We start from the raw sequence: 13,898 nt of genomic DNA on the forward strand, positions 1-13,898 counted from the left end.
GGAACATGACGGACAGAAGCAGGAAGCCGCCGCTTGACGGCATCAGGGTCATCGAACTCGCCCGCGTTCTCGCAGGTCCCTGGGCCGGTCAGATGCTGGCCGATCTCGGCGCCGACGTCATCAAGGTCGAAAATCCGGATGGTGGCGATGATACGCGGCAATGGGGACCGCCCTTCATCGAGGGTAAGGACGGCGAAAACCTTTCAGCCGCCTATTATCACTCCGCCAATCGCAACAAGCGCTCGGTCACGGCCGACCTGAGGACCGAAGAAGGCCAGTCGCTGGTGCGGCGCCTTGCGGCAACGGCCGATGTCTTGATCGAGAATTTCAAGCTCGGCGGCCTCGTCAAATACGGGCTCGACTACGAGAGCTTGCGCAAGATCAACCCGAAGCTCGTCTATTGCTCGATCACCGGCTTCGGCCAGTCCGGTCCCTATGCCGGCCTCGCGGGCTATGACTATATCGTTCAGGGAATGTCCGGCTTCATGTCGATCACCGGCGAGCCGGATCGACAGCCGATGAAAGCGGGTGTCGCTATCGCCGATATCTTCACCGGCATCTATGCCGCATCGGCAATCGAGGCGGCCCTCATCCATGCCCTGAAGACGGGTGAAGGTCAGCTCGTCGATATGGCGCTGCTCGACGTTCAGTCCGCCGTGCTCGCCAATCAGAACATGAACTACCTGATTTCCGGCCGCGCGCCGACGCGGCTCGGCAATGCCCATCCGAATATCTCTCCCTATGAGGTCGTGCCGAGCGCCGACGGCTACCTGATCCTCGCCGTCGGCAATGACAGCCAGTTCCGTCGCCTCTGCACGGTCCTCAGCCTCGATGGCATCGCCAGCAACGAACGCTTTTCGACCAACAGGGCCCGCGTCGCCAACCGCGATGAGGTGCGCCGCCTGGTATCGACCGAAACGCTGAAATGGCAGAAGGCCGACCTCTTGAAAGCCTGCGAAGAAAACGCAGTGCCGGCCGGCGCGATCAATACCATCGAAGAGATGTTCGCTGATCCGCAGATCGTCGCGCGCGGCCTGCGCATCGATCTGCCGGATGCGGCAGGAACCGTGATCCCCGGCGTGAGGACGCCGGTCGTGCTCTCCGAAACGCCCCTGCGATACGAAAGGCCGAGCCCGCGGCTTGGCGAACATCAGGAAGAGGTTCTGGCCGAGCTCGAGGCATTGGAGCGCGCCGAACGGGAGAGGAAATCGGCATCATGAAGAAGAGCGGCGGCGAGCTGATTGTCGAAGCGCTGAAGGCAAACGGGGTCAAGCGCCTTTCCTGCGTGCCCGGCGAAAGCTTTCTCGCCGTGCTGGACGCGCTTTATGACACCGATATCGAGGTGATCGTCTGCCGTCAGGAAGGCGGCGCCGCGATGATGGCCGATTGCTGGGGCAGGCTCACCGGCGAGCCCGGCATCTGCATGGTCACCCGCGGCCCTGGCGCGACGAATGCTTCGGCGGGCCTGCATATCGCCAGACAGGATTCGATCCCGATGATCCTCTTCATCGGCCAGGTCCAGCGCGATGCCCGCGAGCGCGAGGCCTTCCAGGAAGTGGAGTTCCGGCGCGCCCTGACAGAATATGCCAAATGGGTCGGCGAAATCGACGATGCGGCGCGCACTCCCGAATTCGTCACCCGCGCCTTTGCCGTTGCCACCTCTGGCAGGCCCGGGCCTGTCGTGCTGTCACTGCCCGAGGACATGTTGCGTGATCAAGTGGAAGCGCCGCGCGCGAAGCCTTATGCCCGCGTTCCGGCTCATCCCGGACGCCGTCAGGTCGACGATTTCTACATGCGGCTCCTGAAGGCCGAGCGTCCGATGGTCATTCTCGGCGGCACACGCTGGGATGCGGATGCCGTTGCCGATTTCCGCGTCTTTGCCGAGCGTTTCAAGCTGCCGGTCGGATGCTCCTTCCGCCGCCAGATGCTCTTCGACCACCTGCACGCAGGCTATGCCGGCGATGTCGGCATCGGCATCAATCCGGCACTGGCGGAAGAGATCAAAGAGAGCGACCTGCTGATTTTGCTGGGCGGCCGGATGTCGGAAATGCCGTCGTCAGGCTATACGCTGATCGACGTCCCCTACCCGGCACAATCGCTCGTCCATATCTATCCCGACCCGTCCGAGCTCGGCCGCATCTACCGCCCGGATCTTGCGATCTGCGCATCGCCGCAGGACTTCGTCGCCGCCCTTGGCGATCTCGAAGCGCCTACCGAACCGCGCTGGGCCGAGCGGACGGAACGCATGCACCAAGCCTATCTTGACTGGTCGAAGCCGCCGCGGACAGGCCCCGGAGCCGTGCATATGGGGCCGATCATGGAATGGATCGAGGGCAACACGAAGGCCGACACGATCTTCACCAACGGTGCCGGCAACTATGCCACCTGGCTGCACCGCTTCCATCGCTTCCGGCAGTTCAATACGCAGGCGGCACCCACATCCGGCTCGATGGGTTACGGATTGCCCGCCGCCGTTGCCGCCAAGCGGCTTTTTCCGGAGCGCGAAGTCATCTGCTTTGCCGGTGACGGCTGCTTCCTGATGCACGGGCAGGAGTTCGCCACCGCAGTTCGCTACAATCTTCCGATCATCGCCCTCGTCATCAACAACGGCATCTATGGCACGATCCGCATGCACCAGGAACGTGACTATCCCGGCCGTGTCAGCGGTACGGATCTCACCAATCCGGATTTCGCGGCTCTTGCCCGTGCCTACGGCGGCCATGGCGAAACGGTGGCGAAAACCGAGGACTTCGCGCCCGCCTTCGAGCGCGCCCGCGCCAGCGGCAAGCCGTCGATCATCGAGGTGAAGCTCGATCCGGAGGCAATCACGCCGACGCGCACGCTCTCCGAAATCGCCCAAACAAAAAGCCGGTGAGCGAACCCACCGGCTTTCGAAATTGGCAATGACGCCGATCTTAGTCGATTGCCGCGGTGACGATGAACTCGACCTTGTACTTCGGCGCTGCGAGCTTGGCTTCGCTGGTCGCGCGGGCTGGCGTGTTCGTCGGATCGACCCAGGCTTCCCAGGCAGCGTTCATTTCCGCAAAGTAGGAAATGTCGGAGAGATAGATCAGCGTCTGCAGGATCTTCGATTTGCTGGAACCTGCAGCAGCAAGCAGGCGATCGACTTCGGCAAGCGCCGACTTGCACTGATCGGTCACGCTCTCGCCTTCGCCGACTTGGCCTGCGAGATAGACGGTGTTGCCGTGGATGACCGCGCCGCTCATGCGGGCGCCGACGTCGATACGCTTGATGCTCATGATGCTCTCCTAAGTTTTATGAAATAAAGGCGCGGTGGGAGGCCGCGCCGGAAGATCAGCCGCGAATATGATGGGTCTTCTGATAGATTGCGGTGGAGCGCGCGCCGGAACGGCAATAGCCGAGCATCGGGCGCGGAAATTCGTCGAGCGCGTCGACCATGCCCTGCACGGCTTCCTCCGTCACGCCCATCGGGCCGACGGGCACATGCGCGATGTCGAGGCCAAGTTCCTTGGCGCGGGCTTCGATCACGGAAAACGGCGTCTGGTCCGGGCCTTCCTGATCCGGGCGATGGCAGACGATCGACTTGAAGCCCATCGCCTTGATCTGATCGAGATCCTCCAGCGTGATCTGGCCGGATACCGAATATTCGTCGTCGATCTGGCGGATGTCCATCGCACGTTCCTCCTGAGAATGAATGGCAGAAGCTCTACGATGCGAGACCGGAAGCGTCAATAACTGTTCGCCTAGAGGAAGGCGACGCGAAGCGCATAGCTGCGGCTCTCGCCCGGCTGCAGCATGTTGAACTCGCCGCCCGCCTGAAGCTCGCTACGCGAGACCCAACGATGCGAGACCGGTTCGATGCCGAAAACGTCCGCCGGCGTCTTCTGGTTCCGCCAGACCTGCAGATGCGGCAGCGTATCCGTGTGGAAACGCACGCACAGCGTCTTGCCGCCCGCTGCTTTCATCGGCCCCAGCCGGACTTCGGCAAAACCATCCTCGGCGGCCAAAGCCTCGACGCAAAAGAGGCCGCCAAGCTCTTCTCCGAAGGTCCACGGAAAACCACCGCCTTCGAGCATAGCCCCTTCCAGCCGCGTACCGGCATCGAGCCATTTGCCGCCGGTATTTATGTGATACATCAGGAAGGTCGGTACCACTTGGCCGCTGGTGTTGACGACGGTGTCGTCCAGCAAAACTTCCCCCGTCGCGCCGTCGATGCGCCAAAGCCGTTCGATCCGCTGCGGCAATCCTTCGACGGTGACGATATCGATGTCGGCGCGGCACTCGGCATTGCCGTTCTCGAATTTGGTCCAGAGAACCTTGGCGGGATGACCGGACACCGAACCATGAAGCGGGTAGACCTTGCCATCCGTCCGCGCCGGGATCGGCTCGCGATGGCGGATGTGGTCCGGACCGCAGGTGAAGAGAAAACCTTCGAGCGAGTGGTCGATACGCGGATCGCCGTCGTCCGGGATGGCGCGCTTCGGCGCGATATCGACGCCGTCGACGATGCATCCGCCGATATCCATCACCGATGTTTCGTCCAGCATCAGGCGCGGTCCCTTGGCGGCGGCAAACTCGATCATTGCATTCCTCCCGATCTTTAGGCTGCCGTAGGGTTAGGACCCGTCCGCACATTCGTCAATCGCGGCAAGCCCGTTGCGCACAACCGGCAATGCATGCCGGAACCCGCTTGCCAAACCAAGCGTTTTGTCCCAGGCAGGAAACGCAATTATTTTCATCTTTTGTTTAGTACGAATTCATAAATTCCACATTAGCGTCAAGATTCGCAGGTGTGTGTCGGCCAAGTCACTGTTCGAGGTGTAAGACGTGAAGCGCTTTCTGAAATCGGGGATGTCCCTTGCCGCGGCCGTGCTGGCCCTTGCGGCCGCCGCACCAGGTGCCGATGCGCAGCAATACGGCCGCCGCCAGCGCGATGTCGTGATGGTGACCCCCGACGGGGCGATAATCGACTACATTCCGCCGGGTGCCGACGTCTATTACTCGCGGGATCGCAACGGCAAGCGCGTCCTGCTCGATGGCTACGGCAACGTCGTCGCGACCGAAATGCGCGGCAGCGGCTATTATCCGCCACCGCCTGTCCGCGAAACCTATAACAACGATCCCTATTATCCAGATAGCGACAGCACACGTTACGTGGAACGCGGCGCCGTGACCGGCTCCATCCCGCGCGATGCGGAAATCCAGCGCGAGCCGCTTTACGACCAGCCCTATCCGGATGCCAACGGAGAAAGCTATCCGCAGAACGAGGACTATGCGTCGATCGAACCGGATCAGCCGTTCCCGGGCGACATGCAGCCGAAGCCGCCCTCAGAACCCGTCATCACGCTCAAGGGAAAATCGAAGCCTGAAATCGTCGCCATTCAGGTCTTCCTTGACCGCGCGGGCGTTTCTCCGGGCGTCATCGATGGCCACATGGGCTCCAACGTCACCAAGGCGATCTATGCCTATGAGCAGATGACCGGCGAAAAGCTTGACCCCAACAATACCGAAGCGATCCTCGAGCAGCTTCGCCTGTCGGGCGGGCTACCCATCACCAGCTACACGATCACGCCGGCGGACGCCGCCGGGCCTTATGTCGCCGCGATTCCGGAAGACTATTCGCAGAAAGCGCTTCTGCCGTCGATGGCCTACACCTCGACGACCGAAATGCTTGCCGAGCGCTTCCACATGGATGAAGCCTTCCTCAAGGAAATGAACCCCGGCGCCGATTTCACCGTTCCCGGCACGATCATCAAGGTCGTCAACCCTGGGCAAGCCAAGACCGGCGCCGTCGCCAGGATTCTCGCGGACAAGGCCAAGAAGCAGGTCTTCGCCTATGATGCTGCCGGCAATCTCGTCGCCGCCTATCCCGCCTCGATCGGCTCCAACGATACCCCTTCGCCCTCCGGCCTTGTCAACGTCGAACGCGTTGCCCTGAACCCCGGCTATACCTACAACCCGAAGATCAATTTCCAGCAGGGCGCAAACGACCGGATCCTGAATATCCCGCCCGGCCCGAACGGTCCTGTCGGAACGGTCTGGATCGCCCTTTCGAGGCCGACCTACGGCATTCACGGCACGCCGGAACCGTCGAAGATCGGCCGCACCCAGAGCCACGGCTGCATCCGCCTGGCAAACTGGGACGCAACGGAGCTCGCCAAGATGGTCAAGCCCGGCGTGACGGTCGAATTCGTCGACTAAGCCCAAAAGTCCAAGGCACGCAGGGACCATCGGCCAGGCGCAAGGAATTTGGTGGGCGTCAGGATTTTCGCGACAGTGCCGCCAGCAAGTCCGCCAACTGATTGGCGTGAACATCGTCCAGCTTCGCGCCTAGATGGCGTTGGAGCGCCGAGGCATAGACGGTCCACATGCGCGCTTGCATGGCGCGCCCCGCCTCCGTCACAGTGACCCACCGGCCGCGGCCGTCCTCGTGGAACATCTCGCGCCGAACAAACCCTTCCTTCTCCATTCGGTCGATAAGGCGTGAAAGATTGTGTTGCGCCAGCAGCGTGCGCTGCTCGATCTCATACGGCCGCAATTTGCCATCCTTGGCACGCGTCAACTCTAACAGCACGTCATACCAGCCGAGCGGCGGAAAGCCCGCCGCCTTCAAGTCCTGCTCGATCGCCATCAAGACGAGCCTTTGAGCACGCATGAGACGCACCCACGCGCGTGTGATGGACGGTGAAGGTTGATCGGCTGTGACGTTTGAGCAATCGGACATAGATGCAATTACATCTATATTGACCCACAAGGCAAGCTCCAATATAGATGCATATGCATCTACATTGACGGAGACCCTCCATGACCCAGAACCGCCTGACAGGCTATGGCGCGGCATTGCTGCGGCTCAGCCTCGGCGACGGCTTTTTCGGGCTATGCCCTTCTCGCCCATCCGTTGATTCCGATTAATCAGGAGCTTTCATCATGTCCGACAACAAGCTGACCTTGGTCAGTCATCATCTCTGCCCCTACGTCCAGCGCGCCGCTATTGCGTTGATTGAGAAAGGCGTTCCGTTCGAGCGCCGATATGTCGATTTATCTGCAAAGCCCGATTGGTTCCTCGCCATTTCCCCGCTTGGCAAGGTGCCGTTGCTGGTCGTGCGGCAGGAGGATGAAACAGAGGCGGCGTTGTTCGAAAGCGCCGTCATCTGCGAATATCTTGAAGAAACCCAACCTGGCGTTCCGCTCCATCCAGCCGATCCGCTCACGCGGGCGCGGCACCGCGGGTGGATCGAGTTCGGCTCGTCCATCCTCTCGGACCTGTGGGGGTTCGAGACCGCGAAGGATGCCATAACCTATCAGACAAAGCGCCAGATGCTGATTGAAAAATTCAGGCGTGTCGAGGCTGAGTTAGGCGCGGGACCGTTCTTCGCCGGTCCCGCATTCAGCCTTGTCGATGCGGTGTTCGCGCCGGTCTTCCGCTATTTCGACGTATTCGACGCGATCGCGCCGAGCGGCATATTCGAAGATCTTCCTCGCGTGACGGAATGGCGCAAGACGCTGGCCGGGCGGCAAAGCGTGAAAGAAGCAGTGATGGAGGACTATGCCGATCGCCTCAAGGTCTTTCTCAAGAACCACGACGCATGGCTTCTGAAACTAGCCGGCTGAGAAACTCGCAATCGACCGCCGCCTTTCGAAACCTGATCGAAAATCAGAATGTTGCTTCGATCCCACTTTCAAGCAACATTCACACATTGTGGAAGATCAGCCTGTGGCGGCCTCAAGTCGATCAGCGCGAAGAACGGTCGGCGCTCCTTGGGAAGAGGCGTGCTTTTGTTCCAAACCGTATTGCCGGGGTGAACCGCCCATCTCTCTCCTGAAGGCAGTGCTGAACGCGCTCTCGGATTCATAGCCCAGCGACAAAGCAATGGCCGAGATCGGATCGTTCGAGTTCGCCAGCCTGTCCGCCGCCAACAACATGCGCCAGCGAGTCAGGTAGTCCATAGGCGTCTCTCCGACCGTTGCCTTGAACTTCATGGCAAAGGCCGATCGGGACATGCAGGCGCGCCGAGCAAGCTCCTGCAACGTCCACCGGTAGCCAGGATCGGCATGCATCGCCGTGATCGCCGCGCACATCTGCTTGTCGGCGAGCGCGAAGAACCATCCGACCCGGCCCTTTACCTCCTCCGCCAGATGGAGCCGCAATGCCTGGACAAGCATCATATGCGCAAGGTGCTGGGCGATGAGGAAGCTACCTGGCTGAGGCTCGCGCAATTCCTGCATCATCCGCTCTACCGACCAGCGCAACGCGGCCTGATCGGAATCCCTGCGGATATGCACGATGGGAGGCAGTGTCCGCAGCAGCGCACCAGCGTTTTGACCGCTGACAGCGAACCGGCTGCCGACCAGAAAAAAATCCCCGCCGCCATTCACCGAGACGACACCGCCCGCCCTTGCCGGCGGAAAGATCGTGCCGGCCTCGACAGCTTGCAGGCTCAAGTCGCTTGCGAGGCGAAAGGGCCGGCCGCTCGGCAGCACGAAGCAGTCGCCGCCCTCCAGACGGACCGGATCGGAGACATCTTCCACCGACAGCCAGCATCCGCCGGAGACCACCGCATAACACTTGATGCACTCGTGCTGGTCGGCGAACTGGATCGACCAGTCTCCGCCCGCATCGAAGCCGGAGGACACATAGCTGCGCGGTTTCAGCAGCGAGAGGACATCGGAGAGCGGATCCATCGTGAAACCTGGACGATCGCGAAAGTAATATAGACTTTAACGCATAGATCGTACTTCGGCAACCGCCTAAGTTCCCACCATAACGACTGCGATCGCCGTCATGACCTCGACGACTTCGCCTTGTTCGCGGCGCTGGCTAGGCCGCCGACGCCCAGAAAAAGACCTCGCTGGAGCCGTTACAGAACGGTTCGGCCTCACCCTCATTGCTGTCAGCCTTAGGAAGGATTCTGCCGTGAGTACCACCGAAACCGCAAACATCCATCGTCAAACTCCAAGACAGTTCATCCTCTTCACGCTCATCGCGGCAGCTGTCGCGTCTTTCGCGGCCTGGAGCAGCGCGACCCTCGCGCTGGAAGTCTGGGTGATGTTTGCAGGCTTCATCGCCTGGTTCGTTCGCCCGACATCGTTGCGTGAAAGCCTTTCCGCCATGGTCTGCCTTTGGCTGGGAATAGGTCTGGCGGCGGTCGCGGAGGTCGCGACCGGAGCATTGATCCCGACAGCGGGAGGCTTATCCCTGCCATTGGTGGTGTTCTTTGTCGCCATCCTCATCGTCGGCCTGCGAACTACGCGCATCGTCAACAACATGCTGACCTGGTTTCTCGGGATGGTCACCTTCTTCGCGGCGGGCTGGGATCTGTCCGCGGAGACATTCCTGCATCTCGGTGGAGCAACGGCGATTGGCGGCTTCGCGGGCTGGGCCTGCCAGGCGATCAATCGCCGCTGGGTCGAAAGCTGACCTCGACCTTCACTACCCGCGCAATTCCTACAATTTTCGACTGCAACAGGCGGTCGCCATACCGGACCGGAGATAAACATGATCGTCGTTACCGCGCCCACCAGCATGATCGGCAGCCAAGTGCTCGACAACCTTATCACAAGCGAAGAGCGCATTCGCGTGATCGCCCGCGATCCATCACGCCTGCCTTCGCAGGTCCGGGAACGGGTCGAAATCGTACAAGGGTCGCACGGCGATATCGACGTCGTCGTTCGGGCGTTTGCGGGGGCGGATGCTGTATTCTGGCTGCTTCCTCCCGATCCCCAGGCAGAAAGCGTCGAGGCCGCTTATGTGGGCTTCACACAGCCGGCCTGCGAAGCCTTCAAGAGCCGGGGCGTCAAGCGCGCAGTCGGCATTTCTGCGCTGGGCCGCGGGACCCGCGTCGCCGCACGGGCCGGCTACGTCACGGCGTCCCTGGCGATGGACGATCTGATTGCCGGCACGGGGGTGAGCTACCGCGCGCTGACCATGCCCTCGTTCATGGACAACATTCTTCGCCAGGCCGGCGTGATCAGGAACCAGGGCGTATTCTTCTCCCCGATCTCCGCAGACCGTAAGATGCCGAGTTGCGCCACCCGCGACATCGCCGCCGCTGCCGCCGAGCTCCTGCTCGACCCATCCTGGAACGGATGCGGAGAGGTTCCCGTCCTTGGCCCTGAAGACCTGTCCTTCAATGATATGGCGGAAGTCATTTCGGAGGTGCTGGGCAGGCCAGTCCGCTTCCAGCGGATTTCATTCGAAGCCTACAAGGCACGCTTCATCGAGCTCGGCATGTCAGAACCTATGGCGCAAGGCATGACTGACATGGCCCTCGCCAAGGACCAGGGTCTCGACAACGCCGAGCCGCGTACACCCGAAAACACCACCCTGACCAGCTTCCGACAATGGTGCGAAGAAGTGCTGAAACCCACCATCCTCCGTTGACCATCGGGCGGGGGGCCTCGCCCTCGCCTTTCACGGCAAAATCAGGCAGCGCTGCGGATCAGCGGGCCGGTTATGCGGGCGGAAGCTGGAAGCTTCATTGGCAGCTTGCGCATCATCTCTTCGGCAAGACAGATTGCATTCTCGCGAGCCTTGTCGAGATTGGAGACCCGCGCCGGGTCCATATCATACAGCGTGCCGCCGCAATCGAAGATGTCGCGAAACGCGGCCCGCTCGATGATCGCCGTATCGAGAACCGGAACGTTCCGCTCGTTGAGCAGTGTCTTGACGAGTTGCAGCGCCCGAGTGGTCACCATGGAGTTGACGCGGGTAAGCACCACCGAATGGCCGATCTTGATGCCCGCCTTCTCATCCAGATACTGCAGCAGTTCCAGGACCTGCGCCCCGCCGCGCGCATCCATGGCGCAGCCCTGGATTGGGATCAGGACGTGGTCGGAAAGACCGACGGCGGTGGCCAGCAGCGGATTGCGAGCACCCGGCAGGTCGATGATGAAGTAGTCGGTGGACTGTTTGTTTTCGCTGATGTGCTGCGGAAGCGATGCACAGGTCACGAAGTCGATGACCTGAATATTCGGCACATGGCCGGAAATCTCATGCCAGCGGGAAATCCAGTGCTGCGGATCGGCATCGAGGATGGTGATCCGATAGCCTTTGCGGGCAAGTTCCGTCGCGAGCAGAAGAACGGCCGTGGTCTTGCCGGCCCCGCCCTTGGTGTTTGCAAATGTGATGACTGCCATATTCGTTCCTCGAAGATGTCGCGAGCCGGATATCGCTCTTTTGCGCACTCTCGGGTTCATCGTGCGGTTAACGTATCCTTTCCGATGATGGTTAACAAAATCCAAACAAACGTGCCGAAATTGCAGTCCGCATTTTTCACATCCCTAAAAGTTGGGATGCCGGAAAATGAAAAAAGCCCGGAAAGCTTGGGCTTTCCGGGCCAGTTTGACGGTCCGCCTTATGTGATCAGAAGCAGTCTTTGAAAAGCGTCTTGGTATTTTCGAGCGTCATCAGGACGGGATTACCGCCCGCGCTCGGATCTTCGATTGCCATCGCCGAGAGCTCATCGATCCTATCCGGTGCGATTCCCATCGCCGAAAGATTCTCCGGAACCCCGAGCTCGCCCCGAAGTTTCAGGACATAGTCGTAGAAGCCGTCGAAGCCGCCGGAAATGCCGAGATAGGCCGCGGCGCGTGCGATCTTCTCTTCGATGGCGGCGCGGTTGAAGCGCAGGACGGCCGGCATCACCACGGCATTCGTCATGCCGTGATGCGTGTTGTAGACAGCGCCGATCGGATGTGACAGCGCATGGATGGCGCCGAGGCCCTTCTGGAAGGCGACAGCACCCATGGCGGCTGCCGCCATCATGTTGGCGCGGGCTTCGAGGTCGGTTCCTTCCTTATAGGCACGCGGCAGGAATTCCTTGACGAGGCGCATGCCTTCCAGCGCGATGCCGGCCGACATCGGGTGGTAGAAGGGCGAGGAATAGGCTTCCAGGCAATGCGCAAAAGCATCCATGCCGGTGCCGGCGGTGATGATCTTCGGCATGCCGACCGTCAGTTCCGGATCGGAGATGACGACGCCCGGCAGGAACTTCGGATGGAAGATGATCTTCTTCACATGCGTGGCGGAATTGGTGATGACGCTCGCGCGGCCGACTTCCGAACCGGTGCCGGCCGTCGTCGGCACGGCAACAATCGGCGCAATGCCTTCGACGCTCGCACGCGTCCACCAGTCGCCGATATCCTCGAAATCCCAGACAGGGCGCGTCTGGCCGGCCATGAAGGCGACGCACTTGCCGAGATCAAGGCCCGAACCGCCGCCGAAGGCGACGACGCCGTCGTGGCCACCGTCCTTGAAGGCCTTCACGCCGGCGTCAAGGTTCTTCTCGTTCGGGTTCGGATCGACGTCGGCGAAGATCGCCCGGCCGAGGCCGGCGTCTTCCAAAATGTCGAGCGCATTCTTGGTGATCGCCATCGAAGCCAGGCCGCGATCGGTGACCAACAGCGGCTTTTTCATACCGAGGCTATTGCAGGCCTCCGCCAGTTCCTTGATGCGGCCCCGCCCCAGCTTGACGGCGGTCGGATAGCTCCAGTTGGCTGTGATGTTGCTGCTGCTCATGCTGTGACTTTCTTCAGGTGATAGGATTTCGGACGCGTCAGGTTGTGGAAGCCGATGATCGAGAGCGAGCCGCCGCGACCGGTTTCCTTGACGCCGGTCCAGCAAAGCGCCGGATCGAGATAGTCGGCACGGTTCATGAAGACGGTGCCGGTTTCGATTTCGCGGCCGAGCCGCCCTGCCCGCTCCGGATCCTTCGTCCAGAGCGACGCCGTCAGCCCGTACTGGCTGTCGTTCATCAGCGCGATCGCTTCCTCGTCGTTCTTGACCTTCATGATGCCGACGGCCGGACCAAAGGTTTCCTCGCGCATGAAGGCCATCGAGTGATCGACATCGACGAGGATCTGCGGTGCGAGATAGGCGCCGCCGTCATCGGCCGGGAAGAGCTTCGGATCGACCAGCGCCTTGGCGCCTTTCGAGACCGCATCGGCGATCTGCCCGCGCACAACCTTGGCGAAGCGCTTGTTCGCCATCGGCCCAAGCGAAGTCTCCGGATCGAGCGGATTGCCGAGTTTGTAATTGGAAACCCAGGCGACCGATTTTTCGACGAAACTGTCATAGAGCGACTCGTGCACGTAGATACGCTCGATGCCGCAGCAGCATTGGCCGGAATTATAGGTCGCGCCGTCCATCAGCGTATCGACGGCCGCATCGAGATCGGCGTCTTCCATGACGTAGCCCGGATCCTTGCCGCCAAGTTCGAGGCCGAGGCCCGTAAAGGTGCCGGCTGCAGCCCGCTCCATCGAACGCCCGCCTTCGACCGAACCGGTGAAGTTGATGAAATTGAAGCTACCTGCGGCAATCAGCGCAGAGGTCGTTTCGTGATCGAGGAACACATTCTGGAAGACATCTTCTGGAACTCCTGCCTCGACAAACGCCTGAACCAGCCGCTCACCGACGAGCAGCGTCTGCGATGCATGCTTCAGCACAACGGCATTACCGGCCATCAGCGCCGGAGCGATCGTGTTGATCGCCGTCATATAGGGATAGTTCCAGGGGGCAATGACGAAGACGACGCCATGCGCTTCACGCTCGATGCGACGTTCGAAACTCGCGCTGTCCTCGACCACCATGGGCGCCAGCGCATCGGCGGCGATCGAAGCGACATAGTTGGAGCGTTCGTTGAAGCCGCGATACTCACCGCCATACTTGACGGGCCGACCCATCTGCCAGGCAAGCTCCGGCACGACAATATCCGACATTTCGTTGAGCCGCGCGACACCCTTGAGCACGAGCTGGACGCGGTCCTCCAGCGGCCGTTTCGCCCAGGCCTTCTGCGCCTTACGGGCGCGGGCGACAGCTTCCTTTGCCGCCTCCAGCGAGAGCGCCGGGCGCTCCGCGTAAACCGATCCGTCGACCGGCGAAATGCATTGGATCATTGGCATTCTCTTCTAACTCCAGT

General features: G+C 61.1%; 14 protein-coding genes. 6 read left to right on the forward strand and 8 right to left on the reverse strand.

Annotation, left to right across the window (positions count from 1 at the left end; genetic code table 11):
• Positions 1 to 5 precede the first annotated feature (5 nt).
• Together caiB and ACZ9BX_RS08430 are read left to right on the forward strand one after the other, a co-directional pair.
• Positions 6 to 1,220 carry a succinate--glutarate CoA-transferase gene (gene caiB, locus ACZ9BX_RS08425; RefSeq protein WP_476217089.1) on the forward strand — a complete coding sequence of 405 codons (1,215 nt, stop codon included), beginning with the start codon at positions 6 to 8 and terminating at the stop codon, positions 1,218 to 1,220.
• Complete coding sequence (locus tag ACZ9BX_RS08430; RefSeq protein WP_476217091.1) at positions 1,217 to 2,875, forward strand: thiamine pyrophosphate-binding protein; 1,659 nt, start codon at positions 1,217 to 1,219, stop codon at positions 2,873 to 2,875. The genes caiB and ACZ9BX_RS08430 overlap by 4 nt, the downstream gene beginning before the upstream one ends.
• 40 nt (positions 2,876 to 2,915) lie before the next feature.
• On the opposite strand, the gene ACZ9BX_RS08435 is transcribed toward ACZ9BX_RS08430, so the two are convergent.
• The 3 genes from ACZ9BX_RS08435 to ACZ9BX_RS08445 form a co-directional block, all read right to left on the reverse strand.
• Positions 2,916 to 3,260, reverse strand: a complete 345-nt coding sequence (locus ACZ9BX_RS08435) for a RidA family protein (protein WP_027508703.1) — start codon at positions 3,258 to 3,260, stop codon at positions 2,916 to 2,918.
• A 55-nt stretch (positions 3,261 to 3,315) separates the two neighbouring features.
• On the reverse strand, positions 3,316 to 3,654 hold the full coding sequence (locus tag ACZ9BX_RS08440; RefSeq protein ID WP_476217094.1) for a protein tyrosine phosphatase family protein: 339 nt from the start codon (positions 3,652 to 3,654) through the stop codon (positions 3,316 to 3,318).
• 71 nt (positions 3,655 to 3,725) lie between these two features.
• Positions 3,726 to 4,565, reverse strand: coding sequence for a DUF4432 family protein (locus ACZ9BX_RS08445; protein WP_476217096.1), 840 nt, complete (start codon positions 4,563 to 4,565; stop codon positions 3,726 to 3,728).
• 244 nt (positions 4,566 to 4,809) lie between these two features.
• On the opposite strand from ACZ9BX_RS08445, the gene ACZ9BX_RS08450 reads away from it, so the two are divergent.
• Positions 4,810 to 6,183, forward strand: a complete 1,374-nt coding sequence (locus ACZ9BX_RS08450; protein WP_476217098.1) for a L,D-transpeptidase — start codon at positions 4,810 to 4,812, stop codon at positions 6,181 to 6,183.
• 58 nt (positions 6,184 to 6,241) lie between these two features.
• On the opposite strand, the gene ACZ9BX_RS08455 is transcribed toward ACZ9BX_RS08450, so the two are convergent.
• Complete coding sequence (locus ACZ9BX_RS08455) at positions 6,242 to 6,706, reverse strand: MarR family winged helix-turn-helix transcriptional regulator (RefSeq protein ID WP_476217100.1); 465 nt, start codon at positions 6,704 to 6,706, stop codon at positions 6,242 to 6,244.
• A gap of 203 nt (positions 6,707 to 6,909) precedes the next feature.
• On the opposite strand from ACZ9BX_RS08455, the gene ACZ9BX_RS08460 reads away from it, so the two are divergent.
• Positions 6,910 to 7,593 (forward strand): glutathione S-transferase family protein, encoded by a 684-nt coding sequence (locus ACZ9BX_RS08460; RefSeq protein WP_476217101.1) that lies wholly within the window; start codon positions 6,910 to 6,912, stop codon positions 7,591 to 7,593.
• Between the two features lie 96 nt (positions 7,594 to 7,689).
• Here the strand turns inward: ACZ9BX_RS08460 and ACZ9BX_RS08465 are convergent, their stop codons facing one another.
• Positions 7,690 to 8,664, reverse strand: coding sequence for an AraC family transcriptional regulator (locus tag ACZ9BX_RS08465; RefSeq protein WP_476217102.1), 975 nt, complete (start codon positions 8,662 to 8,664; stop codon positions 7,690 to 7,692).
• A 232-nt stretch (positions 8,665 to 8,896) separates the two neighbouring features.
• On the opposite strand from ACZ9BX_RS08465, the gene ACZ9BX_RS08470 reads away from it, so the two are divergent.
• Positions 8,897 to 9,400, forward strand: a complete 504-nt coding sequence (locus ACZ9BX_RS08470; RefSeq protein ID WP_476217104.1) for a DUF1097 domain-containing protein — start codon at positions 8,897 to 8,899, stop codon at positions 9,398 to 9,400.
• 78 nt (positions 9,401 to 9,478) lie between these two features.
• The gene (locus tag ACZ9BX_RS08475; protein ID WP_476217106.1) at positions 9,479 to 10,363 is read left to right on the forward strand and encodes an NAD(P)H-binding protein; all 885 of its coding nucleotides are present in this window, start codon (positions 9,479 to 9,481) and stop codon (positions 10,361 to 10,363) included.
• Between the two features lie 41 nt (positions 10,364 to 10,404).
• Here ACZ9BX_RS08475 and ACZ9BX_RS08480 read toward each other — a convergent pair whose 3' ends face one another.
• From ACZ9BX_RS08480 to ACZ9BX_RS08490, 3 genes are all read right to left on the reverse strand, one after another.
• On the reverse strand, positions 10,405 to 11,118 hold the full coding sequence (locus ACZ9BX_RS08480) for an AAA family ATPase (protein WP_476217108.1): 714 nt from the start codon (positions 11,116 to 11,118) through the stop codon (positions 10,405 to 10,407).
• Between the two features lie 226 nt (positions 11,119 to 11,344).
• Positions 11,345 to 12,499: an iron-containing alcohol dehydrogenase gene (locus ACZ9BX_RS08485; RefSeq protein WP_476217109.1), complete on the reverse strand. Its 1,155-nt coding sequence runs from the start codon at positions 12,497 to 12,499 to the stop codon at positions 11,345 to 11,347.
• Positions 12,496 to 13,881 carry an aldehyde dehydrogenase family protein gene (locus ACZ9BX_RS08490; protein ID WP_476217111.1) on the reverse strand — a complete coding sequence of 462 codons (1,386 nt, stop codon included), beginning with the start codon at positions 13,879 to 13,881 and terminating at the stop codon, positions 12,496 to 12,498. Before ACZ9BX_RS08490 ends, ACZ9BX_RS08485 begins: the two co-directional genes overlap by 4 nt.
• Between the last annotated feature and the right edge of the window lie 17 nt (positions 13,882 to 13,898).

The sequence above is a fragment of the Rhizobium sp. USDA 3886 genome, from assembly GCF_056279785.1.